Source organism: Ochrobactrum sp. SFR4, from assembly GCF_019730395.1.
In the GTDB taxonomy this organism is placed as follows: Bacteria; Pseudomonadota; Alphaproteobacteria; order Rhizobiales; family Rhizobiaceae; genus Pseudochrobactrum.
This window is the reverse complement of the sequence record NZ_JAAPBB010000001.1, coordinates 252,503-277,109: the sequence shown is the minus strand read 5'-3', so window position 1 is coordinate 277,109 and position 24,607 is coordinate 252,503. Positions and strand designations below refer to the sequence as shown.

Sequence of the window (24,607 nt, the reverse complement as noted above, 5' to 3'; positions counted from 1 at the left end):
TATGACGGGTAATTTTCTTGGTGAATATTACAGTTCTGTGCGATGAAAATTATGGGTACTATCTCTTTTTTGTGAACGCAGTGTTTATGAGAACAGATAATTGATACGATACCGTATGGTATGATATTGATGTGGCAAATTGAAAACAGGTCATATCATGAATCCTAAACTTGCAGCCGCACTGGCTACTATTCTATGGGGCTTCACCTATATTGTTTCGTCTAATATGCTGCCGCATAATCCGGTTTTTATCGGTGCAATCCGCGCTTTGGGTGGTGGTATTCCGCTATTGCTATTTGCCCGCACAATGCTGCCGCGTGAATGGTGGTGGAAAATTATTGTGCTTGGTACGCTTAATGCCGGTCTGTTCTTTGGCTTGATTTTCATGGCAGCACTGCGCTTGCCGGGCGGTGTGGCGGCAACCATTCAGGCTTTGGGACCGCTCTTCACCATTCTGCTGGCATGGCCGCTGATGCAGATCATTCCGACCGGTCATAAGATTTTCAGCGTCTTGCTGGGTGCAGTCGGTGTCAGCCTTGTCGTGCTGCGCGGTGGTGTGCAGATGGATATGATCGGCGTGCTTGCGGGTTTAGGCGCTGCATTATCCGTGGCACTGGGCGGGATTTATGTTCATAAATGGGGTCGCCCGTGTTCTTTACTTGCATTCACTGGCTGGCAGCTGGTTGTCGGTGGTGTTGAACTGGCAATCCTTGCCGTGATTTTTCAGGACATCCCGTCTTCCGTTACGCTTGTCAATTTTACCGGTTTTGTCATTCTCGCACTCTTCCTGACAGCTCTGGCTTTTGCTTTGTGGTTCCGTGGCATTGAAGGAGCAGGGCCTTCTGCAGTTGCACCATTTTTCCTGCTCGCTCCGGTAACAGCTTTTATTATGGATGCTGTTTTTAATAATATGGTGCCAAGCTGGCTGCAGCTTGGTGGCATTGCTCTGGTGCTGGGAAGTTTGCTCTATGGCCAGCTGGTTGATCGCAGATCATTCAGACCTGCACGTCACCACCATAAGATTACAGATGCTGGTAAACAGACAGAGAAACAACCGGAGGCGGCTGAATGAGCACAGAGAAACCTGTCCGGATTACCCGCCGCGGCATCGAGCGGCGGGAGCAGATCAGAACCATCGCCGGTGCCCTGTTTCTGGAACATGGCTATGAGGGCGTGTCGGTTGATGAGATCATGCGTCAGGCCGGTGGTTCAAAGACCAATCTCTATAATCATTTCGGAGATAAAGAAGGCCTGTTCATGGCTGTTATCTCGCAAATGAGTGAGACCTTTACTCACGGTATCAAAGATCTGGATGTTTCAATGCTGCCGTTGAAGGACGGGCTGGAGCGATTGGGTCGCCAATTGCTGTCTGTCCTGATGGAAGAGCACCACGTGGCGTTTCAACGGCTGGTTATCGCAGAATCCGGACGGTTTCCGGCAATCGCACGGACATGGTTTGAAAAAGGTCCGCAAATGGCGCGGCATTATTTTGCCAAAGCCATTGCCCCGCATGTCGGGAACGGCAGTCTGCGACAAGGCGATCCTTATATTATGGCTACCCATTTCCACGATATGATTGTTGAGAACCTGCTCAGCCTGGCCTTGCTTGGGCAAGATGTGAGTGTGGAAATGCAGCACCAGATCATAGAACATGCTTTGCAGACTTTGCTTTATGGCTGGGCTGCACACAATGGCCGGACAGGAGGAACATTATGAGCCCGAACTGGATTTATCAGCTATTATCCATGCCCGTTATTCAGCTGTTGGCGCGTATTTTGCTGACCATGACATTCTGGCTGAGCGGGATTGCCAAGCTCTTTGATTTTCCGGCTGCGGTGGCCGAAATGACAGCCAATAATCTGCCGGCGCCGGCCTTGTTTGCAGCGCTGACAATTGCTGTGCAACTGATAGGTTCTGCTCTGATTATCCGGGGCGGCTCACTGGTCTGGCTGGGTGCCGGTGCGCTCGGCGTGTTCACCGCCATAACAATTCCGGTCTCACATGCTTTCTGGCGGGCAGAAGGGGTAGAAGCGGTTGCTAAAATGCATGTGGCTGTTGAACATATGTCGGTTATCGGCGGGTTGATTATCGTGGCTGTATTGCATGCGATTGTGCCGCGCATGCGCAGAAAATAACCCTTATACAGAGCGGTTATTGTTCAGCCATTCAATATCGTCACCCAAAGCTCGGGCGAGGGTGGCTTCCATATGACGAAAGCGACGAACCAGTTCTTCTCCGAAAGGTGTAAGGACTGCACCGCCGCCTTGTTTGCCGCCGCGCTGGGAGGTGACGCAAGGTTCACCGAACATCGAATTCAGTGCATCGACCAGCTGCCATGCACGGCGATAGGACATATCCATGGCGCGTCCTGCAGCTGAAATTGAGCCGGTGTCGTGAATATGCTCAAGCAGCTGAATCTTGCCGCGTCCCAGTCGTGCATTTTCCGGAAAATCAATCCGTAATACCGGCTTCAGTAAAGCGATATCCTGTTGCGTCATGATTGGTCCTCCGCTTTATCTTAAGAAATCAATTGCTTAAAAGGTTGGTGGTGTACAGGCGCTGATAACGTCGCAGGCCACCGGCCCGACACAACGAAACCGGTGCGGACGACGACTTTCGAAATAATAACCGTCACCCGGCCCCAATATACGCCGCTCACTGTCAACCGTCACTTCCAGACGACCGGCAATAATAATGCCGCCTTCCTCACCTTCATGCACCAGCGGCACCTTGCCGGTATCTGCACCCGGTTCATAGCGTTCTTTGAGAATTTGCAGCGCCCGCCCGAAAAGATTGTCGCCCAGCTGCCGGTACGAGATTTTACCTTTACCGATCTCGACAAATTCCTCAGACTGATAGAATGCCCTTTGCGGCATATCCGGCTGCAGGGCGAAAAACTCCGACATACCGATTGGCAGGCCGTCGAGAATGCGTTTTAGCGCCCCGACAGATGGATTGGTCTGATTGGCCTCAATCAGCGAAATTGTGGCATTGGTTACACCGCTGCGTTTTGCCAGTTCGCGCTGTGAAAGCCCCGATTTTTCACGGATGAAGCGTAAACGGCCGCCAATATCGATCTCACCGGTCATGAGTATCTGTTTCCGCTGTTGAGGTTGTTAAATATTTTAAACATTTTATATTTTTTATCAAATAGATCAATATGATAATTAGCGCAAGAAATAGACTTGTTTCGCTCTCCGAAGCATGGCCAACTCTCAGTCACATATAAGGGAGAGGACGGTTTTCCGTGTGGAAAATTGCGCCGGCGAGGAGAGAGATAATGACTGATCTAACCAATAGTCCCAAGCTTGACAGTTTCTGGATGCCGTTTACTGCGAACCGCCAGTTCAAATCTGCGCCGCGTATGCTGGCTACAGCTGAAGGCATGTATTACACGGATGTGGACGGTAATTCTGTGCTGGACGGCACCGCCGGTCTGTGGTGTGTGAATGCCGGTCATGGCCGTAAACAGATTGCCAGTGCCGTTGAAAAACAGCTTTCGACTATGGATTTCGCGCCGACATTCCAGATGGGGCATAATATTGCGTTTGATTTTGCCACCCGTCTTGGTGAAATTGCACCACGCGGTGATGGCAAAATTCTCGACCGCGTTTTCTTCACCGGTTCCGGTTCAGAATCCGTTGATACTGCACTGAAAATTGCGATTGCCTATCAGCGCGCCATTGGGCAGGGCACCCGTACCCGTGTGATCGGCCGTGAGCGCGGCTATCATGGTGTGGGTTTTGGCGGTATTTCCGTTGGCGGTCTGGTTAATAACCGCCGCGTGTTTCCGTTGCTACCGGGTGCTGACCATCTGCGCCATACGCATGATCTTGAGAAAAACGCTTTCAGCAAAGGTCAGCCGGAACACGGTGCCGAACTGGCGGATGATCTGGAACGTATGGTCGCGCTGCATGGTGCGGAAACCATTGCTGCAGTGATTGTGGAACCTCTGGCCGGTTCAACCGGTGTGTTGGTGCCGCCAAAAGGTTATCTGGAACGCCTTGCAGCCATTGCCAAAAAACACGGTATTCTGCTGATTTTTGATGAAGTGATCACCGGTTTCGGCCGTCTTGGCTCGCCATTCGCATCAGATTATTTTGGTGTCACGCCGGACCTGATCACCACAGCAAAAGGTCTGACTAATGGTGCCATTCCGATGGGGGCCGTTTTTGCCAGCCGTCATATTTATGATGGTCTGATGCATGGGCCGGAAGGCGCTATTGAGCTGTTCCACGGTTATACTTATTCGGGTCATCCGGCAGCTTGTGCGGCAGGGATTGCAACGCTGGATATTTATGCTGAAGAGGGGCTGCTGACCCGCGCTGCCGAACTGGCGGATGACTGGCAGGAAGCGATCCATTCGCTGAAATCCGCGAAGAATGTCATCGATATCCGCACACTCGGACTGGTGGCCGGTATTGAATTATCCTCCCGTGACGGTGCAGTCGGTGCGCGCGCCTATGATGTGTTCACCGATTGCTTCAAGAAAGGCCTGCTGATCCGCGTGACCGGTGATGTGATTGCTTTGTCTCCGCCGCTGATCGTCAGCAAAGAAGAGATCGGCAAGATTGTTTCGATCCTTGGTGATGCAATCAACCGCGCATCGTGATTTTATAAGACATGAAAAAGCCCCGCACAGAAAGTTCTGCGCGGGGCTTTTTTATATGCTTAAATTATTTCGCGCTGTCAGTCTGAGGCGCTTCCTGCCACTTGTCCCAGCCGGTCAGAATGGTTTGCGCATAGGTTCTGCCGACACGATAGGCATTGGTGGTTGCCAGTTTAAAGCCGCCGGATTCTGATTTCAGCGATTCCAGAGCATCCTGATCTTCACCCTGACGGTCAAAATTTGATGCAGTGCGCAGCAGGGCAATACGGTCGAAATTCAGTTTACCAGCTTCGGATGCACGTTTCAGCGCAGTCAGAGTGGCATTATCTTCCATTTGCGAGGTGCAATAGGTGGCCTTGCCGTCGGTCAGCAGTTCGACCCATTTTTCCATGAACAAAGCCATTTTAACGCCATGCCAATAGGTGTCGCTGGAAAGTGTATCGCACATGCTGACGATCGGTGCGCCGGTTGCGATATCGCCCTTGTAATGTTTGCGATAGGCTTTCGCACCGTCACCATCCAGCAATTCCACATCTTTAGTTACGCTGAAAGCATAATCGGTCAGCTTGGCATTGAGAGCATAGACTTCTGTACCTGCTGACCATTTGGCTTTTTCGGTCGGATTCTGGCACCAAGTGCAAAAGAGCCGGTTTCCCATGTATCAGGCACTTCACTCTGATCAATGCGATGGTTCAGGTCGGCATCAACGGCAAATTTTGCCCAGTGCGCGGAGCCAAGTGTACCGTGCTTCGGATCAACACCGGCAATACCGGCAATCAGAAAATAGGTTTTGGAGAGGTCGAATTTTTCGCTGAGCGCCATGGCCGAGACCGAGCTTGCCGCATTGGCAAAACCCATGGCGGTTGTCATGTGACACAGACCTTCGTCGGTGCAGTCAACATTCGGATATTCAGGATTAAGACCAGCCAGTTTGATCTGCTGGGTGAATTTTTCGCCTTCAATCCAAGGCTTGGCTTCCTGACCGAACATAGTGATGACCATGACTTTCGGTGCGATTTTAGCAGTATCCTGCGCCAGAGCCGGAGCGGCCAGTGCAGCAGAAAAAGTAATAGCGGTGAGGGCAGAAGCGGAAAGAAGAAGCGAGCGCAATTCTGAATACCTTCGATGATATGACATTGGTAAGTTTCATTCGTGGTGACAGGTGCGTTGCGATCATGAGCTGATCAGGCTTTACCTGCCGGCCGGAAAGAAACTGATCTTGCGTCTTGTACGCGATCTGCTTTGAGAGTGAAACCGGAATCTCTGCCGGAAGCTTGCCGGAAGCTGGTTTGTCACAGGCAGAAGAGAGCTTTTGTGTTTGGTGTGATCTTCTTTATCTGCTGCAAAGAACACAGAGAGATATTTCATCTCTGTCAATAAAAAGAAATCATATTTCAATAATTGCTGATCGTGGAAAATTATCCCTCTTGGAGAAGCGTAAAACCACTCCTATGATGCTGTTTTTAAACTGGTCCATGATCTCATGCTGCAAGTGCCTGCCTATATGCTCACAACCGGTCCGGTGCCTGCCTATCCGGAGGTACTCCGTGCATTGGGGCAGCCGGTTTCCTATGATTATACGGATGCATTTCAGGCATTTTATCAAAGCGTGATTGAGAAGCTGGCGCAGGTCATGCGCACGACCAATAAGCCGGTGATTATGCAGGGTGAGGCTATTCTGGGCATTGAGGCAGCAGCTGCGGGGTTGATCGCCCGACAGGATGTGGTGCTTAATCTTGTATCGGGTGTTTATGGCAAAGGCTTCGGGCCTTGGGCTGCGCGCTATGGCCGTGAAGTCATTGAACTGGCAGTAGAATATGATGATGTGATTGATCCGCAGGCTGTAGAGGCTGCTCTTAAACAGCGCCCTGACATTAGCATTATCGCCGTTTGCCATCACGATACGCCTTCGGGAACGCTCAATCCTTTGGCGGAGATCGGTGCCATTGCCGCGCGTCACGGTGCTTATCTGATTGTCGATGCAGTGTCGTCTTTTGGCGGCATGGATGTGCATCCTGAAGCCGTGCATGCGGATATTTTCATTACATCGCCGTCCAAATGTCTGGGCAGTACACCAGGGCTGACGCTCGCAGCAGTGAGTGATCGCGCATGGCAGAAAATGGAAGAGAATCCGGATGCGCCAAGGGCATCATTCCTGAGCCTTTTGGACTGGAAAGAGGCATGGCGGGCAGGCAATGCTTTTCCGGTAACGCCGTCAGTTGCGGAAATTTATGCTCTCAATGCTGCGCTTGATCTTTATTTGGCGGAAGGTGCTTCAAACGTCTGGGCGCGCCATGCGCAAACGGCGCAAATTGCCCGTGAAGGTGTCAAAGCATTGGGGCTGGACTTATGGCCGCGTCAGGAAGCCACTGCGGCACCGACTGCGACAGTGTTCAAAGTGCCGGATGGCATCAGCGATGTGGCTTTGCGCGATCTGATGCTGCGCGACCATGATGTGCTGGTGTCGCTGGGTCGCAAGGATACGGCTGGCAAGGTTTTGCGTATCGGTCATATGGGGGCGTCAGCGCAACCGGAATTTGCGACAAAGGCTGTTGAGGCTTTGGCCGCTGCATTGAAAAAACTTAAGATTTAAGCGGTTACAGAGGGACAGGGTATTATGACAAGATTGACGCTTAACCGACGCGCACTGCTGGCAGGAACTGCCGGTCTTGCAGCATTGTCCGTTCTGCCGAGTTTTGCTTTGGCGCAAAGTTCAACATCGCCACGCCGCGAAGCGGTTGTGCCCAATCGCGGTGGTCGTCTGGTTGTGGCGGCGGACAGCGAGCCAGCCAATCTTAATCCGGCGATTGTGGCCTCAAACGGCGTTTTCTATGTGGCGAGTAAGGTTATCGAGACTTTGGCCGAGCAGGCTTATGTCGATGCTCAGCATCCGGATGGTTTGAAGCCGCTGCTGGCTACCGGCTGGGAAGGCTCAGCAGATGGCCTGTCTGCCACGTTCAAACTGCGGGAAGGCGTGACATGGCATGACGGCAAACCGTTCACGTCTGCTGATGTGGCTTTTTCGGCGCTGGAGGTTTGGAAGAAACTGCAAAATCTCGGCCGCTCGGTTTTCAAAAATCTGGAAAGCGTTGAGACTCCGGATGAGCATACAGCTATCTTCCGTTTCTCCGAACCGACACCGTTTCAGCTGATCCGCAATGCCTTGCCGGTAGTGACTTCAGTACTGCCGAAACATCTTTATGAAGGCACGGATATTGCCAAAAATCCGGCCAATGAAAAACTGGTGGGCACAGGGCCGTTCATCTATGGGGATCATAAGCCGGGTGAATATTATCTGCTGAAACGCAATGAGAATTACTGGGACAAACAAGCACCTGCACTGGATGAGATTGTCTATCAGGTGCTGCCGGATCGTGCTTCTGCTGGTAATGCGCTGGAAGCAGATCAGATACAGCTGGCCGCGTTCTCTGCCGTACCGCTGGCCGATCTTGAGCGGATTGCCAAAGTGCCGGGGCTGAAAGTCTATGCCAATGGCTATGAGGCGCTGACTTATCAGCTCAGTGTCGAACTTAATCATCGTCGCAAAGAACTGGCTGATCTGAAAGTGCGCCAGGCTATCGCCCATGCGATTGATAAGGACTTTGTGGTTAAGACGATTTTCCTTGGTTATGCAAAACCGGCGACAGGACCGGTACCGGCTTTTGACAAGGTCTTCTATGCGCCGGATACGCAGCAATATGTCTTTGATATTGCCAAGGCTGAAAGCCTGCTGGACGAAGCCGGTTATAAGAAGGGCGCTGACGGTATTCGCTTTAAGCTGAAGCTGCTGCCTGCTCCATTCTTCAATGAAACCAAGCAATTCGGCGATTATTTGCGGCAGGCTTTGGTGAAAATCGGCATTGATGCGGTGATTGTCGCCAATGACTCTCCGGCGCATCTCAAAGCGGTCTACACCGATCATGATTTTGATATCGCGGTGGCAACGCCGGTTTACCGTTCTGATCCGGCGATCTCGACGACAGTGCTGTTCCAGAGCGGATTACCGGTCGGTGCGCCATTCACCAATCAATATGGCTATAAGAATGAGGCGGTCGATGCACTGATCGCTAAAGGTGCGGTGACGCTTGATGATAAGGCGCGTGCAGGCATCTATCAGGATTTGCAGCGTCTGGTGGCAGAAGATCTGCCGCTGATCAATGTCGCGGATTTCTCGTTCATTACGGTTGCCAGCGAACGCGTGCAGAATGTCTCGGATAATCCGCGCTGGGCGGTGTCCGGCTGGGCGAATACCGGTTTGCAAGAGTAAGCCGCAGTGCCGTTTCTCCTCCGCCGTCTTGCCAGTATCTTTCCGGTTCTGGGTATTGTTCTGGTGGGCAGCTTCCTTATTCTGGAAGCTGCTCCCGGCGATGCCGTGGATGCTTATGTGGCGCAGATGGGCGGGGCGGATGCGCAGCAGCTTGAAGCTTTGCGCCAGTCATGGGGGCTGGATCAGGGGCCGTTGCAGCGGTTCTTTGCCTATGTCACGGCGCTGTTCTCCGGTGATTTCGGCTGGTCTTCGGCTTTTCAGCGTCCGGTGCTGGATGTTATTCTGGAGCGGCTTCCGACAACGCTGCTATTGATGGGCGTATCGACATTTCTGGCATTCTTTGTCGGTTCTCTGCTTGGCATTGTGGCCGGTGCCAAACCGCATTCCAAACGTGACCGGTTGTTATCGCTGACCTCGCTGGCGCTTTATGCCGTGCCGGGTTTCTGGTTGGGTTTGGTACTGATCGTGATCTTCGGCGTAACATTGCGCTGGTTGCCAATCGGCGGGCTGGAAACCATTGCATCCGGCAAAACAGGGCTGGCCAGAGCGGCGGATATCAGCCGACATCTGATCCTGCCGGTTGCAGCGCTTTCCAGTGTCTATCTCACGCTCTATCTGCGGCTGATGCGTGACCGCATGGCCGATCTGCATCAGGAAATGTTTGTGCAGGCGCTTAAAGCACGCGGTATTTCTTCGCGCCGGATTATCTGGCGGCACATTGCCCGCAATGCTGTGTTGCCGGTGGTGACAATGTTAGGCCTGCAAGCGGGTGTGATGCTCGGCGGCAGTGTGGTGATTGAGAGCGTCTTTGCCATTCCGGGTTTCGGACGTCTCGCGGCAGAGGCCGTTGCCAAACGCGATACGGCATTACTTTTGGGCGTTATTCTGTTCGGTGCTTTTGCGGTGATCATTGCCAATCTGCTGGTTGATCTGGCCTATGCGCGGCTTGATCCGCGGGTGCGGAGCCAGCGCCAATGAAGTTTTTTCAGACTTTGGACAGACAGGGCAAGGCCGGTATTGGCCTTCTGATACTTTTAGGGCTGATGGCGCTGTCTGCACCATTGCTGTTTGCCGGTGATCCGCTGGCGATTGCCGGAGAACCGCTGATACGGCCATTCACAGATCACGCTCATTGGCTCGGGACAGATCGGCTGGGGCGCGATGTGCTGGCGGGACTGTTTCATGGCGCACGTACGACTTTGCTGGTGGCGCTGAGTTCCGCAGCCGCTGCGCTGATTGCCGGTAGTCTGATCGGCACATTGGCCGGATTTCTCGGTGGTTTTGCCGACAATGTTCTGATGCGGATCACTGAGGCGTTTCAGACTGTGCCGGGCTTTTTGCTGGCACTGGCGATGATTAATGTGCTGGGGCCGAGCATTCCGACACTGATTATTGCAATCAGCATCGGCAGCTGGACGCAGGCTGCGCGGGTGACACGGGCGGAGGTGCTGTCGCTGCGTGAACGCGATTTCGTCGCAGCTGCCCGTATGCTGGGGCAGGGGCCGTTCTCCATTGCTTTTCGGGAAATCCTGCCCAATGCCTTCGGCCCTGCAGCATCGCTGGCAGCCGTTTCGGTCGCGGCGGCTATTTTGATTGAAGCCTCACTGGCCTTTTTGGGCTTTGGCGATCCGAACAGCGTGACATGGGGCACGATGATTGCGGAAGGGCGCAGCGTGTTGCGTTCAGCACCTTATCTATCCATCATTCCGGGGTTGGCCTTGGTGGTCACCGTTCTGGCTGTTCATCTGACCGGTCAGGCGCTGACCCGCCGCCCATCTTCAGCGAGGGAGCGCAGCAATGTCTGAGGTCTTTCTTGCTGTACAGGATTTGACGGTTCACTATGGTGCGCAGCAGGTGCTGCAACCGGTCAGCTTTGAACTGGCACAGGGCGAGCGACTGGCACTGATTGGTGAAAGCGGTTCCGGTAAAACTACATTGGCTATGGCAATTGCAGGTCTCTTGCCTGCCAGTGCTAAAATTGCCGGTTCAATCCGCTTTCCGGCTTTGGCGCATGAGCCGCGTGCGGGGCGCGATATCGGCGTGGTGTTTCAGGATCCCGATGGGTCACTCGATCCGATGATGCGGGTGGGCGATCAAATTGCGGAAGTGATCGTCACGCATCTTAAAACTTCCTGGACTGAAGCTCGCCAAAGAGCGGCAGAACTGATGCAGCAAGTGCAGATTGCGGACAGTCAGCAGCGCTTACGCAGCTATCCGCATGAATTCTCCGGCGGGCAGAAACAGCGTATTGCTATTGCCGCAGCTTTGGCTGCACAGCCGCAATTGCTGATCGCAGACGAGCCGACCAGTGCGCTGGATACGGTTGTACAAAATCATGTGGCACAATTGCTGGATGGTCTGGTGCGCGCGCAAGGGCTGACAATGCTGTTTGTGACCCATGATATTGCGCTGGCTTCACAACTGGCCGATCGGATTGCAGTACTTTATCGCGGGCAAATGGTGGAACTTGGCACTGCTGAACAGGTGATCACCGCACCGCAGCATGATTATACCAAAGCTTTGCTGGCAACCCATATCGGGCTGGACTGGCAGAAACAGTCGCGTCTGCCTGAGATTGACGGTGTGTTATGAAAGAGGTTTTGCAGATTGCCGCTCTCAACAAAGCCTTTGGCAAAGACCCTTCAAAAGGTTTGAAGAATATCAATCTCACACTTCATGCCGGTGAGACACTGGCGCTGGTCGGGCGCTCCGGCTCCGGCAAAAGCACTTTGGCGCGGCTGATTATGCGATTGAACGAACCGGATAGCGGTAAGATTATTCTCAACGGCACGGATATTACCGCCCTTCAGGGCAGTGCGCTGCGGGAGAAACGGGCTCAGTTCCAGATGGTGTTTCAGGACCCTTTGGCGGCTTTCAATCCGCGCCATACGCTTCGTCAGATTTTGCAGGTGCCGCTGATTCTGCATGGCAGTCAGCAGCATACGAACCAGCAAATTGCTGAAGTCCTGCAACGGGTTGGTCTGACAGCGGATATGGCTGACCGCTACCCGCGTGAACTCTCCGGAGGTCAGCGCCAGCGTGTGGCGATTGCCCGTGCGCTGTTGTGCAAACCTGACCTGATTGTACTGGATGAACCCGTATCAGCGCTGGATGTATCAGTGCGTGCGAAAATCCTTAATCTTCTGGCCGATTTACAGCGCGATAATGGCATTGCCTATCTGTTTATATCGCATGATCTGGCACTGGTACGGGCTTTTTGTGACCGGATGCTGGTGTTGCATGAGGGCGAGATTGTCGAACAGGGTGTGCCGGATATAGTGCTGCAAAACCCGCAGACCGAGCCGACGCGGCAACTGGTTGATGCCGTTCCAAAACTTATAAAGGAATACGGCAAATCTTAACGGCGAAATCAATGAAGTGTCGCAGAGCTGGCAGAATGCGCCCGCTTTTCCGGTAGAACAGATGCACCGGCACCGCTGGTAATTCATAATCCGGCAGCAGGCGGATCAACTCGCCGGAGCGGATCATATCCTCAACCATATAATGATGCAGAGAAACAATGCCTGTGCCTTGGCAGGCAGCCTGCCGCATGGCCGAGGTGTCATTGAGGCGCAGAACTGTGCGCATTGCCACTTCCTGATGAACTCTGAATATCAGCCTGTTCGGATGGCGGCGCATCGTATGGGCAATCAGATAATGTTCGCTCAGATCATCCGGTTGTCGCGGGTGACCATGGCGCTCCAAGTAAGACGGTGCGGCACAGAGCCAATAGGCCGTCTTGCCGATGGAGCGCTGGATCAGGCCGGAAGTGCCTTGCATGGTCATGCCGAAAATCAGATCGATATTCTCCTGTTCAATATCCGGAAAGCGCTCAGCCAGCTCCAGATCAAGGGTGATATGCGGAAAGCGGCTGGTAAATTCGTGTAAATGCGGCAGCAGGAATTGTGTGGCCAGCGGACGTGCCACAACAACGCGTAAAGTACCGGATGGCTCGCCACGCATTTCTGAAAGATAACGGCTTTCCCGTTCGCTCAGGAGGCGCAATGTCTCGGCCGCATAATCTTTGAAAATCCGGCCTGCCGGTGTCAGTTGCATACGTCGTGTGGTGCGTTCAATCAGTCCCAGTTCCAGCTGGTTCTCCAGCATTGTCAGTTGTTTGCTGACGGCAGGAGCGGAAATGCCGAGCTTTTTGGCGGCAGCAGCAATGCTGCCAGCCTCGGCAATATCCAGAAAAATTTGCATCTGCTGCGGTGAAACGCGAAAATTCGGTGACATATATTCGTAACTTTAAGTTATGAAATCGTAATTTTAATAGGACTTATGTTACTTATTAGATTGTTTTAAGGACTGGCGCAAATTCTGAATAAAGAAAGGAATGCGCCATGACCACATTGGCTGCGCAAACGGAGACATTCCGTAAAACACCGGCTTTGCTGCTTCTGGCGCTGCTGGTTACACTGCCGCAAATCGGCGAAACAATTTACACCCCCTCTCTGGCCGATATGGCGCGGGGGCTGAATATTTCCGCATCGGCGGCGCAAACAACACTGAGCATCTTTTTTGCCGGTTTCGCGCTTGGCGTTTTATGCTGGGGGCAGGTGTCCGATCATATCGGGCGACGTAAAACCATGATCATCACACTGACACTGTATCTGCTGGGGTGCCTGATCTGTCTTTCCGCATCCTCGTTGTGGGTGCTCAATAGCGGACGTTTCATTCAGGCTTTTGGTGCGGCCAGCTGTTCGGTGGTAATTCAGTCTGTCTGTCGTGAGGCATTCATCGGTGAGCGCCGCGTGGTTGTTTTCACAACAATTGGTATGCTCATTCCTGTTTCCGCGGCAGCAGGGCCGTTTATCGGCGGTCTGAGTGTTACTCTCGGGGACTGGCGGACCGCTTTCATGGTGCTGCTGATGCTCGGCGCTGTCTCTCTGGTGCTGGTCTGTGCGGCTTTTCCTGAAACTCTGGTGAAGCAGAACCATAAATCATCACTGATGCAGATTTTGGCACGGATGCTGCGCGATCCGCAGGTGATTGGCACTGGGCTGCTGATCGGTATCGGTAACGGGATTATTTTCAGCTTCTATGCGGAAGCACCGTTTCTGCTGATCAATATGCAGGGCTTGTCGCCCGTTATTTATGGCACGCTTTGTATGCTGGTGGTGTCCGGCAGTATCTGGGGTGGTATGGCTATGCGCCGTTTGAATGCGGCGGGTTATACAGGTCAGACGGTAATGCTTGCAGGCATTCTGCTGCTGGCTTGTGCCGCTGCCGGTTTGCTGGTCGTGAGCCTGCTGACGAGAGGACAGCTTTATCTTGTGTTGTTTACCGGTTTTTCCGTGCTGTTGTTTGCCGGATTTACTTTGCTGACAACCGCCTGTCTGCATAGTGCATTACAGCATTATCACGATGCTTTGGGTACGGCAGGCGCTTTGCTCGGCTTGTTCTACTATGCGGTGATCACAGCGCTTACAGAGGGCATGGCATTGCTACACAGTGGCTCAGCGCTGGTTTTCCCGACCTATGCGCTGGGGCTGAGTGTGGCTGCGGCGCTGATATTCTTCGTTTGTGTTTACAAGACACGGATAACCGGTTTTAAAGCCTGATACAGCGCGGTATAGCGTTGATAGGCTGTTTCATAAGCCGCATGGAGTTTTTTATCCGGCTCAATGGTTTTGATAATCTGCGGGCTGGTGCAAATAGCCAGAGCATCAGCATTTTCAGCAGCAATCAGTCCAAGACGTGCAGCCCCGAAAGCCGCGCCGAAATCACCGTCGGCAGGCAGATGAACCGGCATATTCAGAGCGGTGGCCAGTGCTTTCAGCCAATAGGCCGAGCGTGAGCCGCCGCCGATGGCTATGACGCTTTCAAGTTGTGTGCCAGCCCTTGTCAGAGCTTCCAGATTGTCACGGAAGGCAAAAGCTACCCCTTCAAGCACGGCCTGGGTGAGTGCCACACGATTGTCGCTATGGCTGAGCCCTGTGAAACTGCCGCGGATCAGACTGTCATTATGCGGGGTGCGCTCACCGGAAAGATAAGGCAGGAAGGTCACTCCTGATGGGGTTTGCAGATCATCGCCGAGCTCTTGCGTCAGCGCCGCAGCTTCATGACCGGTGATGGTGCTGTACCAGTTCAGGGCATCCGTTGCGGAGAGGATAACCCCCATCTGATGCCATGTCTGTGGCAGAGCATGGCAGAAGGCATGAACGGCACTGTCAGGACGCGGCAGAAAACTGTCATTGGCGGCAAATAACACGCCGGATGTGCCGAGCGAGGCAAAGGCCTGTCCGGCTTTCACCGTGCCGATACCACAGGCGGATGCCGCATTATCTCCGGCACCACCGGCTACCACCACGCCTGATGCCATTCCCCATTGCTGACACAGCTCTGCGCGCAATGTGCCGGAGACATCTGTGCCTTCGACAAGGCGCGGCATCCGGCTTTCATCGAGTTCTGTTGCGGCCAGCAGGCTTGGGGACCATTTGCGTTGTGCCACATCCAGCCAGGACGTGCCGGAGGCATCAGACATTTCGCTGACATGTTCGCCGGTCAGCCACAGACGCAGATAATCTTTTGGCAGCAGGATCTTTTTAATGCGGGCAAAAATCTCCGGTTCGTTTTCCTTCACCCAAAGCAATTTCGGTGCGGTAAAACCCGGAAAGACAATATTGCCGGTGAGGGTACGGAATTGCGGATCAGCATCCAGTTGCGCGGCTTGGGCGTGGCTGCGTGTATCATTCCAGAGAATGGCGGGGCGCAGTACCTGATCCTGCGCATCCAGCAGAACCGCACCATGCATCTGGCCGGAAAGTCCGACACCATGCGCATTTTTGAGTGCAGTGCCATGTTCCGCTTTTAGCCGGGTGATTGCTGCTTCTGCGGCTTTTATCCAGTCTTGCGGCTGTTGCTCAGACCAGCTTTGATGCGGACGGGAGACATGGAGCTCTGCATGGGCAGAAGCGATAATTTTCTGCTCTTCATCAATCAGCAGTGCTTTGAGGCCGGACGTGCCGAGGTCAAGACCGAGATAAAATGCCATGCTGCTGATCCTGTAGCTGAAATTATGAACAGGCCGCAGCTAACGACAGAAATTTAATGCAGGCAATAGTTTTTATTCTTCATTCAGCGACATGCTCTCAATGGAGAATTCCATGCGGTCAGCAGGAAAGCGTGTCGCTGAATATTCTACCGGAACGCCATTGGTATCGACATTGAGGGCTTGAGCCGTGAGCACAATCGCACCCGGTGTGAGCTTCAGATGCAGCAGATCCTGTCCGTTGGCATGCTGGGCGGAAATCAGTGTGGATTTGCGAAAATAATCGGCAACGCCCGATTGCTTCAGTGCCTGTGTAACTGAGCCGCTGCTCTTATAAAATTCATCAAATTGCGGAAAGCGCTGTTGATCAAACCAGCTGTCAGACATGGAAACCGGCTGGCCATCGGCAATGGATAATGTCTCGAAATGATGTACCTGTGCAGTCTCATCATTGAGTTGCAAGGCACGGGCAACCTCAGCGGATGGCTTTTCAATCCTGTGGGCGAGAATAACCCGCTCCTGCTGTGTAATCTGTTCAGCCAGACTGGTCGACATGCGCGTGCGTTTGCTGATGGGGTAGGTCAGCCGCTTGGCATTGGCGATAAAAGTGCCACGCCCTTGCTCCGCCCGTAACACGCCTTCCTGTGTCAAAGCCGCAATAGCGCTGCGCACCGTATGACGGTTGACACCAAAGCGCCCAGCCAGTGTCATTTCCGGCGGCAGTTTTTCGCCGCGCTTAAAATGGCCGTGTTTAATTTCCCTGCGAATTTCATCTGCAATCTGCCGCCAGACAGCCACGCCGCTGTTTCGGGCGATTTTTGTTGTTTCTGCCATTTATTTTGTCGCAGCCCCGCTGATTGTCATGCGCTTGTCACCAAGAGCGTTTAAGACAATAATTAATGTCTAGTTGTATAGATGAATAGACAATTTAGAGCGGTGTGTCAAATGAAGAATGAAACCGAAAATCTACCGGATAACTTGCAGGGCGAGCGACGCAAAGTTGCCGCTTTGCTGGCAAAGGCGGAGTTGCAGGAGCTGGCTTCCTTCTGGAGCAATCAATCAGAGCAGCCGCAGGTCGATGTACTGCGCGGCCCTGAAACCGGACTGGTGATGGTGCGTGGCCGCATTGGTGGCGGCGGTGCGCCGTTTAATCTGGGTGAAACAACTGTGACCCGTGCGACTGTACGCGTGTCGTCAGGGGCTTCGGGCGGCACTTCTTCGGAGGGTTCTGTTGGTCATTCCTATACGCTCGGTCGCGATCATGAAAAAGCGCGTCTGGCAGCTATTGCGGATGCTTTGTGGCAGGCGCCGCAGAGCCGCGAGATTGTTGAGCGTGATCTGTTGCAGAAAATTGCACAGCGTCTTGATGCGCGTGCCACACAGCGCCGCCGTGAAGCGGCAGCAACGAAAGTGGACTTCTTCACCATGGTTCGGGGAGACGACTAATGGCTTTTGATAATCAGGCTTTTGAAGGTGGTTTCACCGATGCCGTTTATGATGCGCAGACCTGTTTCCGCGCATTGATGGATGCTTTGGCTAATCCGGGTACCATCCAGCCACTGACAGCAGAAACGCAGCCGCCATTGCCACTGACACCGGAGCTTGGTGCTATTGCGCAGGCATTATTCGACCATGACACCAAGGTCTGGCTCGACAGCCGTTTGGCTGCAAGCAGCGCGGTGCGTGAATGGCTCTCGTTCCAGACCGGTCTGGAGCTGGTGTCTGAAATTGGTGAGGCGCATTTCGCGCTGGTCAGCGATATTGCTCAGATGCCGCCGCTGGATGTTTTTGCCAAAGGTACATCGGAATATCCTGATCGCTCAGCCACTATCATCATGGCGCTGGACGGTTTTTCGGGTGTGCAGGCCTTGCAGCTGCAGGGGCCGGGTATCGAGCATGTCCGTGAATTTGCACCAAATGCTTTACCGGTACGTTTCAATGAACAATGGGCAGCGAATGCGGCCTTGTTCCCGCGTGGTGTGGATTTGATTTTTGCAGCACCAAAAACTGTTGCCGCACTGCCACGCAGTACGAAACTCATTAAAAACGGAAATTGAACCATGTATGTTGCAGTTAAAGGCGGTGAAGCCGCTATTCAGAATGCACATCAGTTGCTGGGTGACCGCCGCCGTGGTGACCGTTCAGTACCGGCCTTGCAGCTGGAACAGATTGTGGAGCAGCTGGGTCTGGCCGTTGACCGCGCTATGGCCGAGGGTGCGCTTTATGACCGTGAGCTGGCAGCGCTGGCAATCCGTCAGTCGCGCGGCGATCTGATCGAGGCGATTTTTCTGGTGCGTGCCTATCGCACAACCTTGCCGCGCTTCGGCTATTCCGAGCCGCTGGACACAGCGCAGATGCTGGCGGAGCGCCGCATTTCCGCAACCTTTAAAGATCTGCCGGGTGGTCAGCTTCTGGGGCCGACTTTTGATTACACCCATCGTCTGCTGGATCCGGAAATGTCCGGCGATCATCCGGTGGCGCAGGGCGTGCAGCGTGATGATGAGACAGTCGGCGAAGACATGCCGCGTGTGACCGATATTCTCGGTGCCAATGGCATGATCGAACCGGATGGCGAGATGCCGGAAGGCCATGTGCCAGGTGATCTGACCCGCGAACCGTGGACATTCCCGATGGAACGCGATCTGCGTTTGCAGGCTTTGGCGCGTGGCGATGAAGGCTTCCTGTTGGCACTGGGTTACTCCACACAGCGCGGTTATGGCCGCACGCATCCTTTCGTGGGTGAAATCCGCATCGGCGAAGTTGAAGTTGAACTGGATGTGCCGGAACTTGGCGGTCTGGTATCGCTGGGCAGCATACAGGTGACTGAGTGTCAGATGGTCAACCAGTTTGCCGGTTCTGCAACCCGCCCGCCGCAATTCACCCGTGGCTATGGTCTGGTTTTCGGTCAGAGCGAGCGCAAGGCTATGTCGATGTCGCTCTGTGACCGCGCATTGCGCACGGCAGAATTTGAAGAAGACATTACCGCACCGGCACAGGATGAGGAATTTGTGATTTCCCATTCCGACAATGTGCAGTCGACCGGTTTTGTTGAACATCTCAAACTGCCGCATTATGTGGATTTTCAGGCTGAGCTTGATCTTATCCGCCGCATGCGTGCCGAATATGCGCAGGCGCATGGCAGTGCGGAAGCCAATCTTGCCGAGGCCGCAGAATGATCGAAGGTCTTTCTCATATCACCTTCATCACCAAGGATCTGGCGCGGATGACGCAAATCCTTAACCAAGTGTTTGATGCCCGTGAAATCTATGCGAGCGGCGATCAGCAATTTTCACTCTCGGAGGAAAAGTTCTTTCTGATCGGTGATCTCTGGATTGCGGTGATGCAAGGCGAGGCGCTGCCTGCCCGCAGCTATAATCATATCGCGTTCAAAATCGCGGAAGATGATTTCGACGATTATGCCGCCCGTATCACGGCATTGGGACTGGAGATGCATCCGCCGCGTCCGCGCATCGAGGGCGAAGGGCGCTCCCTCTATTTCTATGATGACGATAACCATTTGTTTGAGTTGCATACCGGCACTCTTGAACAGCGGCTGCAGCATTATGCACAGGGTGCAAAGGGTTGAACCATGACTGTTATAGCGAATTATAATTTTGCTTATCTTGATGAGCAGACCAAACGGATGATCCGCCGTGCATTGCTTAAAGCGATTGCGGTGCCGGGTTATCAGGTGCCTTTTGCAAGCCGCGAAATGCCGATGCCTTATGGCTGGGGTACCGGTGGTGTGCAGGTGACCGCTGCGGTGTTGGGCGCTGATGACACGCTGAAAGTGATCGATCAGGGGGCGGATGATACCACCAATGCCGTGTCGATCCGTGCATTCTTTGAAAAGACGGCACAGGTTAAAGTGACGACCCGTACGGAAGATGCAACCATCATCCAAACCCGTCACCGTATTCCGGAAGCGCCGCTCAAGGAGGGTCAGATCCTCGTCTATCAGGTGCCGATCCCTGAACCGCTGCGCTTTCTGGAACCCCGTGAGACTGAAACCCGCAAGATGCATGCGCTGGAAGAATACGGCCTGATGCATGTTAAGCTCTATGAGGATATTGCCCGTCACGGCCATATCGCCACGACCTATGCCTATCCGGTGAAAGTCGAAGACCGTTATGTGATGGACCCTTCACCGACACCGAAATTCGACAATCCGAAAATGCATATGTCACCGGCTTTGCAGCTGTTTGGTGCAGGACGTGAGAAGCGCATTTACGCTCTGCCGCCTTACACCAAAGTGGTGAGCCTCGATTTCGAAGATCACCCGTTTGAGGTGCAGAAATTCGCCCAGCCTTGCGCCATGTGCGGTGCCAAGGGCGTCTATCTCGATGAGGTGGTGCTGGATGACAAGGGCGGCAGCATGTTTGTCTGCTCCGACACCGATTATTGCGAAACACGACAGGCCGACGGCCATGTTGGTCATCTCTCTGCAAATAACAAAGATATCGGACAAGTGTCCTCAGGTCTGGAGGCAGCCCAATGAGCGATATAAATCATGATACGCCTTTGCTGCGTGTAAACGGACTGTCGAAATTCTATGGCAACCGCCTTGGTTGCAGCAATGTGTCCTTTGAACTGTATCCGGGTGAAGTGCTGGCGATTGTCGGCGAGAGCGGCTCCGGTAAGACGACACTGCTCAACTGTCTTGCCACACGCTTGCAGCCTTCTGTCGGCGCTGTGGAATACCGGATGCGTGACGGCCAGTTCCGCGATCTGTACCGGATGAGTGAGGCCGAGCGCCGTTTTCTGATGCGCACCGACTGGGGCTTTGTGCATCAGAACCCTTCTGACGGTTTGCGTATGACTGTCTCCGCCGGTGCCAATGTCGGCGAGCGTCTGATGGCTGTCGGTGATCGTCATTATGGTAAAATCCGTGAAACCGCGACCGACTGGCTTGGTCGTGTGGAAATCTCTGCAGACCGCATTGATGATCAGCCGCGTGCATTCTCCGGCGGTATGCGTCAGCGTTTGCAGATCGCCCGCAATCTGGTGACTGCACCGCGTTTGATTTTCATGGATGAGCCGACCGGTGGTCTGGACGTATCCGTGCAGGCGCGTTTGCTTGATTTGTTGCGCGGTCTGGTGGCCGATCTCGGACTGGCAGCGATTGTTGTGACCCATGATCTGGCTGTGGCGCGTCTGCTATCGCATCGTATGATGGTGATGAAAGACGGTCATATTATTGAAGCCGGTCTGACCGACCGCGTGCTGGATGATCCGCAGGCACCTTATACGCAATTGCTCGTTTCCTCGATTTTGCAGGTTTAATCATGACTATGCCCCTTATTGTTTCGGAAGTGGCAAAGAGCTTCACCATGCATTTGCAGGGCGGCGTTAAATTGCCGGTGGTGAATAATGTTTTCTTTGCGCTGAAAGCCGGTGAATGTGCTGTGCTTGGCGGCCCGTCCGGTGCCGGTAAAAGCTCTATCCTGAAAATGGTCTATGGCAATTACGCCGTGGACGAAGGCCAGATCATTCTGCGCCATCACGGCAAGCAGATTGATATTGCCTCGGCAGATCCGCGCACTGTTATGGCTGTACGTCGCGATACGATTGGTTATGTCAGTCAGTTTTTGCGCACTGTGCCGCGTGTCAGTGCTCTGAATGTGGTGGCTGATCCGTTATTTGCCCGTGGGGTTGATCGGGAACAGGCGCAGGATAAAGCCCGTGAATTGCTGGCTATGCTCAACCTGCCGCAGCGTCTGTGGGATCTGCCGCCAGCCACGTTCTCCGGTGGTGAGCAGCAGCGTGTGAATATTGCCCGTGGTTTCATCACGGATCATCCGGTGCTGTTGCTCGATGAACCAACTGCCTCACTCGATGCCAAAAACCGTGAAGTTGTTATGGAATTGATCCGCCGCAAAAAAACAGAAGGCGTGGCGATGCTTGGCATTTTCCATGATGAAGATGTGCGTGAAGCCGTGGCTGACCGTATCATTGACGTAACCGAGTTTGCTCCGGGTTATGTGCGTCAGGGAGCAGATGCATGACCAGATTGTCAGAACAGCCGTTTATCCATCCGGATACGGAAATTTCCGACAGCACATTCGGTTGCTATACGGAAATTGGTACCCGTTGTCGTATTTCTGAAACGGAAATGGGCGACTATTCCTATATTGAGCGCGACGGCATGGTCTGGTGCGCCAAGATCGGTAAATTTGCGAATATTGCAGCCTCTGTGCGTATCAATGCCACCAATCATCCGATGTGGCGCGCAACACTGCATCACTTCACCTATCGCGCCAATGATTACTGGCCGGATGCTGAACAGGAAGCGGATTTTTTTGAATGGCGCCGCGCCCATGAAGTGACCATTGGTCATGATACATGGCTGGGACATGGCGTAACCGTTCTGCCTGGTGTTAAAATCGGCAATGGTGCGGTCATCGGTTCCGGTGCGGTCGTTTCCAAAGATGTCGCGCCTTATACGATTGTTGGCGGCGTGCCTGCCAAACTCATTCGTCAGCGTTTTTCAGATGCGATTGTTGAGCGTCTGGAAGCTCTGGCATGGTGGGACTGGGATCATCAGCGCCTGCGGGATGCACTGGATGATTTCCGTAAACTTGAGATTGAAGCTTTTCTTGAAAAGCATGGCGGCTGATAAGCCAAGCTGCTGAATCCAATAACAGAAAAAAGCCGCCGGAGCTTCCGGCGGCTTTTTTGTCAAAAATCTGATTCAGAATTTTCATACAGATGTAATATAAGTTACATTTTCGTTTCATATCACGCGCCTAATTTCGCATGGAAATTGATAGAGGGCGCTGATGCTTAAACTTCAAAATGTAACCCGTCGTTTTGGCGGTAATACTGCGGTTGCAGATGTAAATCTGGAAATTCCGCAGGGCCAGATGGTGGGTATCATTGGGGCATCGGGCGCGGGAAAATCCACGCTTCTGCGTATGATCAATCGTCTGATTGATACATCTGACGGTTCGATTGTTTTCAAGGATCAGGACGTGTCGCGCCTGCGTGGCTCTGAATTGCGCCGCTGGCGCAGTGATTGTGCAATGATCTTCCAGCAGTTCAATCTGGTGCCACGTCTTGATGTGCTGACCAATGTGCTGCTTGGCCGTCTTAATCAGCGTTCTACTGTGAAAAGTCTGATGGGCATTTTCTCCCGCGAGGAGCGTGCGCAGGCTATCGCCAATATTGAGCGTCTGGATATTGTCAAAACCGCCTTGCAGCCGGCGGGTACGCTTTCCGGTGGTCAGCAGCAACGCGTGGCGATTGCCCGTGCGCTGATGCAGAGCCCGAAAGTTATCCTCGCCGATGAGCCGATTGCCTCGCTGGACCCGCGCAATGCGCAGGTCGTGATGAGCGCCCTGCGCGATATTAATCAGCGCGAAGGCCTGACAGTTATCACTAATCTTCATACGCTGGATACAGCACGCACCTATTGCGACCGGATCATTGGTATGCAGGGCGGGCGCGTTGTGTTCGACGGAACGCCTGCTGATCTGACACAGGCCGCAGCCCGCCGCATTTATGGTGCCGAAGCTGACGATGAAAGCTTCTCGGAAGCCGTGACTTCAACAGCTCTGGAACAGCCTGCACCGGAAGCTCCGGTCAGCCCGCAAGTGGCACGACAGGTCGCAAAACTTGTTGCAGACGCACAATAACATTTAATCCCAACCAAAAAACGATCATCGTTTAACAGGAGAATGGTTCATGACCTTCAAGAAGCTTTTGCTCGGCGCCGTTGCGCTGTCCGCAGTGGCAACCGCAACCGCAGCGCAGGCAGATAAGCCTGAAGTGTTCCGCGTTGGTATTATCGGCGGCGAAAACGAAGCCGACCGTCTGCGTAATTACCAGTGCATTATTGACCAGCTGCCAAAGGCCATCGGTGTTAAGGAAGTTAAACTGTTTCCTGCTGCTGACTATGATGGTGTTATTCAGGGTCTGCTCGGCGGCACACTGGATTATGCAGAGCTTGGCGCTTCCGGCTATGCCAAAATCTATCTGACCAAAGAAGATGCTGTTGAACCGATCCTGACCACTGAACAGACTGACGGTTCGACCGGTTATTATTCGATCATGGTTGCCCGTAAGGACAGCGGCATCAAGACTATTGCCGATATGAAAGGCAAGAAGCTTGGTTTTGCTGATCCGGATTCCACTTCCGGCTACCTCATTCCGGTAACTTCGCTGCCAAAAGATCTGAGCGGCGCGACGGTTAAAGATTACTTCAGCGAAACCGGTTTCGGCGGCGGCCATGAAAATCTGGTTCTGGCTGTAAAAGACGGCAAGTTTGATGCCGGTACAACTTTCGGTTCCGGTGTTGGCAGTTTCGATGAAGGTTACACATCCGGTAACCTGCGCAAGATGGTCGACAAAGGCCTGATCGACATGAAAGACTTCACAGAAGTCTGGAAATCCCCGCTGATCCCGAACGGCCCGATCGTTATCCGCACAGCCATTGATGCTGATCTGAAAGCCAAGTTCAAAACCTATATGATGGATCTGCCAAAGACCGATCCGGAGTGCTTTGCTTCCACAATGGGCGGCGATTTCAAGTCCTATATCGAAGTGAACAAAGATTTCTACCAGCCGGTTATCGACGCACGTAAGTCGCAGATCGGTCAGTAAGATTAAGTTGCGGCCAGTGTCAAAGAATGATGCTGGCCGCATTTTTTTATTCTTTTTAGAGCGTGTTGCGTCTGGTTTTTACTCATTGCGCTCGCTCTAACTCTTTGTTTTGTCGCATTATCGCGGGTGTCAAATG

At 53.3% G+C, this 24,607-nt stretch carries 26 protein-coding genes and 1 pseudogene; 21 read left to right on the top strand and 6 right to left on the bottom strand.

Annotation, left to right across the window (positions count from 1 at the left end; all coding sequences use genetic code 11):
* Positions 1 to 157: 157 nt before the first annotated feature.
* The 3 genes from HBA93_RS01200 to HBA93_RS01190 are packed head-to-tail and all read left to right on the top strand — an operon-like array spanning position 158 to position 2,135.
* The gene (locus tag HBA93_RS01200; protein ID WP_221722054.1) at positions 158 to 1,072 is read left to right on the top strand and encodes a DMT family transporter; all 915 of its coding nucleotides are present in this window, start codon (positions 158 to 160) and stop codon (positions 1,070 to 1,072) included.
* On the top strand, positions 1,069 to 1,716 hold the full coding sequence (locus HBA93_RS01195; protein WP_221722053.1) for a TetR/AcrR family transcriptional regulator: 648 nt from the start codon (positions 1,069 to 1,071) through the stop codon (positions 1,714 to 1,716). Before HBA93_RS01200 ends, HBA93_RS01195 begins: the two co-directional genes overlap by 4 nt.
* Positions 1,713 to 2,135: a DoxX family protein gene (locus HBA93_RS01190; protein ID WP_221722052.1), complete on the top strand. Its 423-nt coding sequence runs from the start codon at positions 1,713 to 1,715 to the stop codon at positions 2,133 to 2,135. Before HBA93_RS01195 ends, HBA93_RS01190 begins: the two co-directional genes overlap by 4 nt.
* A gap of 3 nt (positions 2,136 to 2,138) precedes the next feature.
* On the opposite strand, the gene HBA93_RS01185 is transcribed toward HBA93_RS01190, so the two are convergent.
* Entirely contained in the window at positions 2,139 to 2,498 is a 360-nt protein-coding gene (locus HBA93_RS01185) for a winged helix-turn-helix domain-containing protein (RefSeq protein ID WP_121993811.1), read from the bottom strand.
* A 36-nt stretch (positions 2,499 to 2,534) separates the two neighbouring features.
* Entirely contained in the window at positions 2,535 to 3,089 is a 555-nt protein-coding gene (locus HBA93_RS01180; RefSeq protein ID WP_121993812.1) for a cupin domain-containing protein, read from the bottom strand.
* A 191-nt stretch (positions 3,090 to 3,280) separates the two neighbouring features.
* Here HBA93_RS01180 and aptA point away from each other — a divergent pair, with 191 nt between their 5' ends.
* A complete protein-coding gene (gene aptA, locus HBA93_RS01175; protein WP_221722051.1) occupies positions 3,281 to 4,612 on the top strand; it encodes an omega-aminotransferase AptA in 1,332 nt (443 codons plus the stop codon).
* A 64-nt stretch (positions 4,613 to 4,676) separates the two neighbouring features.
* On the opposite strand, the pseudogene HBA93_RS01170 reads toward aptA, so the two are convergent.
* Positions 4,677 to 5,746 (bottom strand): annotated as a pseudogene (locus HBA93_RS01170) (purine-nucleoside phosphorylase).
* A gap of 346 nt (positions 5,747 to 6,092) precedes the next feature.
* On the opposite strand from HBA93_RS01170, the gene ppaT reads away from it, so the two are divergent.
* The 6 genes from ppaT to HBA93_RS01140 are packed head-to-tail and all read left to right on the top strand — an operon-like array spanning position 6,093 to position 12,238.
* Complete coding sequence (gene ppaT / locus HBA93_RS01165; RefSeq protein WP_286201689.1) at positions 6,093 to 7,202, top strand: pyridoxamine--pyruvate transaminase; 1,110 nt, start codon at positions 6,093 to 6,095, stop codon at positions 7,200 to 7,202.
* A gap of 24 nt (positions 7,203 to 7,226) precedes the next feature.
* A complete protein-coding gene (locus HBA93_RS01160; RefSeq protein ID WP_221722050.1) occupies positions 7,227 to 8,876 on the top strand; it encodes an ABC transporter substrate-binding protein in 1,650 nt (549 codons plus the stop codon).
* Between the two features lie 6 nt (positions 8,877 to 8,882).
* Positions 8,883 to 9,854, top strand: coding sequence for an ABC transporter permease (locus tag HBA93_RS01155; RefSeq protein WP_221722049.1), 972 nt, complete (start codon positions 8,883 to 8,885; stop codon positions 9,852 to 9,854).
* Positions 9,851 to 10,681 (top strand): ABC transporter permease, encoded by an 831-nt coding sequence (locus tag HBA93_RS01150; protein ID WP_221722048.1) that lies wholly within the window; start codon positions 9,851 to 9,853, stop codon positions 10,679 to 10,681. Before HBA93_RS01155 ends, HBA93_RS01150 begins: the two co-directional genes overlap by 4 nt.
* Positions 10,674 to 11,468: an ABC transporter ATP-binding protein gene (locus HBA93_RS01145; RefSeq protein ID WP_221722047.1), complete on the top strand. Its 795-nt coding sequence runs from the start codon at positions 10,674 to 10,676 to the stop codon at positions 11,466 to 11,468. The genes HBA93_RS01150 and HBA93_RS01145 overlap by 8 nt, the downstream gene beginning before the upstream one ends.
* On the top strand, positions 11,465 to 12,238 hold the full coding sequence (locus HBA93_RS01140; protein WP_221722046.1) for an ABC transporter ATP-binding protein: 774 nt from the start codon (positions 11,465 to 11,467) through the stop codon (positions 12,236 to 12,238). Before HBA93_RS01145 ends, HBA93_RS01140 begins: the two co-directional genes overlap by 4 nt.
* Here HBA93_RS01140 and HBA93_RS01135 read toward each other — a convergent pair.
* Positions 12,213 to 13,112, bottom strand: a complete 900-nt coding sequence (locus HBA93_RS01135; RefSeq protein WP_221722045.1) for a LysR family transcriptional regulator — start codon at positions 13,110 to 13,112, stop codon at positions 12,213 to 12,215. The genes HBA93_RS01140 and HBA93_RS01135 overlap by 26 nt on opposite strands.
* 107 nt (positions 13,113 to 13,219) lie before the next feature.
* On the opposite strand from HBA93_RS01135, the gene HBA93_RS01130 reads away from it, so the two are divergent.
* Positions 13,220 to 14,440, top strand: coding sequence for a multidrug effflux MFS transporter (locus tag HBA93_RS01130; protein ID WP_221722044.1), 1,221 nt, complete (start codon positions 13,220 to 13,222; stop codon positions 14,438 to 14,440).
* Here the strand turns inward: HBA93_RS01130 and xylB are convergent.
* Complete coding sequence (gene xylB, locus HBA93_RS01125; RefSeq protein ID WP_221722043.1) at positions 14,407 to 15,873, bottom strand: xylulokinase; 1,467 nt, start codon at positions 15,871 to 15,873, stop codon at positions 14,407 to 14,409. The genes HBA93_RS01130 and xylB overlap by 34 nt on opposite strands.
* A gap of 72 nt (positions 15,874 to 15,945) precedes the next feature.
* On the bottom strand, positions 15,946 to 16,704 hold the full coding sequence (gene phnF, locus HBA93_RS01120) for a phosphonate metabolism transcriptional regulator PhnF (RefSeq protein WP_221722042.1): 759 nt from the start codon (positions 16,702 to 16,704) through the stop codon (positions 15,946 to 15,948).
* A 111-nt stretch (positions 16,705 to 16,815) separates the two neighbouring features.
* Between phnF and phnG the strand changes: the two genes are divergently transcribed.
* The 10 genes from phnG to phnD all read left to right on the top strand — a co-directional run bounded on the left by phnG (position 16,816) and on the right by phnD (position 24,471).
* Positions 16,816 to 17,316 (top strand): phosphonate C-P lyase system protein PhnG, encoded by a 501-nt coding sequence (phnG, locus tag HBA93_RS01115; protein ID WP_221722041.1) that lies wholly within the window; start codon positions 16,816 to 16,818, stop codon positions 17,314 to 17,316.
* Positions 17,316 to 17,927 (top strand): phosphonate C-P lyase system protein PhnH, encoded by a 612-nt coding sequence (gene phnH, locus HBA93_RS01110; RefSeq protein WP_221722040.1) that lies wholly within the window; start codon positions 17,316 to 17,318, stop codon positions 17,925 to 17,927. The genes phnG and phnH overlap by 1 nt, the downstream gene beginning before the upstream one ends.
* A gap of 3 nt (positions 17,928 to 17,930) precedes the next feature.
* Positions 17,931 to 19,046 carry a carbon-phosphorus lyase complex subunit gene (locus HBA93_RS01105; RefSeq protein WP_221722039.1) on the top strand — a complete coding sequence of 372 codons (1,116 nt, stop codon included), beginning with the start codon at positions 17,931 to 17,933 and terminating at the stop codon, positions 19,044 to 19,046.
* Positions 19,043 to 19,456, top strand: a complete 414-nt coding sequence (fosX, locus tag HBA93_RS01100; protein ID WP_221722038.1) for a FosX/FosE/FosI family fosfomycin resistance hydrolase — start codon at positions 19,043 to 19,045, stop codon at positions 19,454 to 19,456. Before HBA93_RS01105 ends, fosX begins: the two co-directional genes overlap by 4 nt.
* 3 nt (positions 19,457 to 19,459) lie before the next feature.
* Positions 19,460 to 20,368, top strand: a complete 909-nt coding sequence (locus HBA93_RS01095) for an alpha-D-ribose 1-methylphosphonate 5-phosphate C-P-lyase PhnJ (protein WP_221722037.1) — start codon at positions 19,460 to 19,462, stop codon at positions 20,366 to 20,368.
* Entirely contained in the window at positions 20,365 to 21,153 is a 789-nt protein-coding gene (gene phnK / locus HBA93_RS01090) for a phosphonate C-P lyase system protein PhnK (protein ID WP_022710285.1), read from the top strand. The genes HBA93_RS01095 and phnK overlap by 4 nt, the downstream gene beginning before the upstream one ends.
* Positions 21,154 to 21,155: 2 nt before the next feature.
* Entirely contained in the window at positions 21,156 to 21,875 is a 720-nt protein-coding gene (gene phnL / locus HBA93_RS01085; protein ID WP_122005204.1) for a phosphonate C-P lyase system protein PhnL, read from the top strand.
* A complete protein-coding gene (locus HBA93_RS01080; protein WP_221722036.1) occupies positions 21,872 to 22,486 on the top strand; it encodes an LbetaH domain-containing protein in 615 nt (204 codons plus the stop codon). Before phnL ends, HBA93_RS01080 begins: the two co-directional genes overlap by 4 nt.
* A gap of 163 nt (positions 22,487 to 22,649) precedes the next feature.
* Positions 22,650 to 23,504: a phosphonate ABC transporter ATP-binding protein gene (phnC, locus tag HBA93_RS01075; RefSeq protein ID WP_121993827.1), complete on the top strand. Its 855-nt coding sequence runs from the start codon at positions 22,650 to 22,652 to the stop codon at positions 23,502 to 23,504.
* 49 nt (positions 23,505 to 23,553) lie between these two features.
* Complete coding sequence (gene phnD, locus HBA93_RS01070; protein ID WP_221722035.1) at positions 23,554 to 24,471, top strand: phosphonate ABC transporter substrate-binding protein; 918 nt, start codon at positions 23,554 to 23,556, stop codon at positions 24,469 to 24,471.
* Positions 24,472 to 24,607: the final 136 nt, after the last annotated feature.

Bases quoted from the DNA above. Each gene is read 5' to 3' on its own strand.
- HBA93_RS01200 (WP_221722054.1), top strand. From the start codon at position 158: ATGAATCCTAAACTTGCAGCCGCACTGGCTACTATTCTATGGGGCTTC.
- HBA93_RS01195 (WP_221722053.1), top strand. From the start codon at position 1,069: ATGAGCACAGAGAAACCTGTCCGGATTACCCGCCGCGGCATCGAGCGG.
- HBA93_RS01190 (WP_221722052.1), top strand. From the start codon at position 1,713: ATGAGCCCGAACTGGATTTATCAGCTATTATCCATGCCCGTTATTCAG.
- HBA93_RS01185 (WP_121993811.1), bottom strand. From the start codon at position 2,498: ATGACGCAACAGGATATCGCTTTACTGAAGCCGGTATTACGGATTGAT.
- HBA93_RS01180 (WP_121993812.1), bottom strand. From the start codon at position 3,089: ATGACCGGTGAGATCGATATTGGCGGCCGTTTACGCTTCATCCGTGAA.
- aptA (WP_221722051.1), top strand. From the start codon at position 3,281: ATGACTGATCTAACCAATAGTCCCAAGCTTGACAGTTTCTGGATGCCG.
- ppaT (WP_286201689.1), top strand. From the start codon at position 6,093: ATGCTGCAAGTGCCTGCCTATATGCTCACAACCGGTCCGGTGCCTGCC.
- HBA93_RS01160 (WP_221722050.1), top strand. From the start codon at position 7,227: ATGACAAGATTGACGCTTAACCGACGCGCACTGCTGGCAGGAACTGCC.
- HBA93_RS01150 (WP_221722048.1), top strand. From the start codon at position 9,851: ATGAAGTTTTTTCAGACTTTGGACAGACAGGGCAAGGCCGGTATTGGC.
- HBA93_RS01145 (WP_221722047.1), top strand. From the start codon at position 10,674: ATGTCTGAGGTCTTTCTTGCTGTACAGGATTTGACGGTTCACTATGGT.
- HBA93_RS01140 (WP_221722046.1), top strand. From the start codon at position 11,465: ATGAAAGAGGTTTTGCAGATTGCCGCTCTCAACAAAGCCTTTGGCAAA.
- HBA93_RS01135 (WP_221722045.1), bottom strand. From the start codon at position 13,112: ATGTCACCGAATTTTCGCGTTTCACCGCAGCAGATGCAAATTTTTCTG.
- HBA93_RS01130 (WP_221722044.1), top strand. From the start codon at position 13,220: ATGACCACATTGGCTGCGCAAACGGAGACATTCCGTAAAACACCGGCT.
- xylB (WP_221722043.1), bottom strand. From the start codon at position 15,873: ATGGCATTTTATCTCGGTCTTGACCTCGGCACGTCCGGCCTCAAAGCA.
- phnF (WP_221722042.1), bottom strand. From the start codon at position 16,704: ATGGCAGAAACAACAAAAATCGCCCGAAACAGCGGCGTGGCTGTCTGG.
- phnG (WP_221722041.1), top strand. From the start codon at position 16,816: ATGAAGAATGAAACCGAAAATCTACCGGATAACTTGCAGGGCGAGCGA.
- phnH (WP_221722040.1), top strand. From the start codon at position 17,316: ATGGCTTTTGATAATCAGGCTTTTGAAGGTGGTTTCACCGATGCCGTT.
- HBA93_RS01105 (WP_221722039.1), top strand. From the start codon at position 17,931: ATGTATGTTGCAGTTAAAGGCGGTGAAGCCGCTATTCAGAATGCACAT.
- fosX (WP_221722038.1), top strand. From the start codon at position 19,043: ATGATCGAAGGTCTTTCTCATATCACCTTCATCACCAAGGATCTGGCG.
- HBA93_RS01095 (WP_221722037.1), top strand. From the start codon at position 19,460: ATGACTGTTATAGCGAATTATAATTTTGCTTATCTTGATGAGCAGACC.
- phnK (WP_022710285.1), top strand. From the start codon at position 20,365: ATGAGCGATATAAATCATGATACGCCTTTGCTGCGTGTAAACGGACTG.
- phnL (WP_122005204.1), top strand. From the start codon at position 21,156: ATGACTATGCCCCTTATTGTTTCGGAAGTGGCAAAGAGCTTCACCATG.
- HBA93_RS01080 (WP_221722036.1), top strand. From the start codon at position 21,872: ATGACCAGATTGTCAGAACAGCCGTTTATCCATCCGGATACGGAAATT.
- phnC (WP_121993827.1), top strand. From the start codon at position 22,650: ATGCTTAAACTTCAAAATGTAACCCGTCGTTTTGGCGGTAATACTGCG.
- phnD (WP_221722035.1), top strand. From the start codon at position 23,554: ATGACCTTCAAGAAGCTTTTGCTCGGCGCCGTTGCGCTGTCCGCAGTG.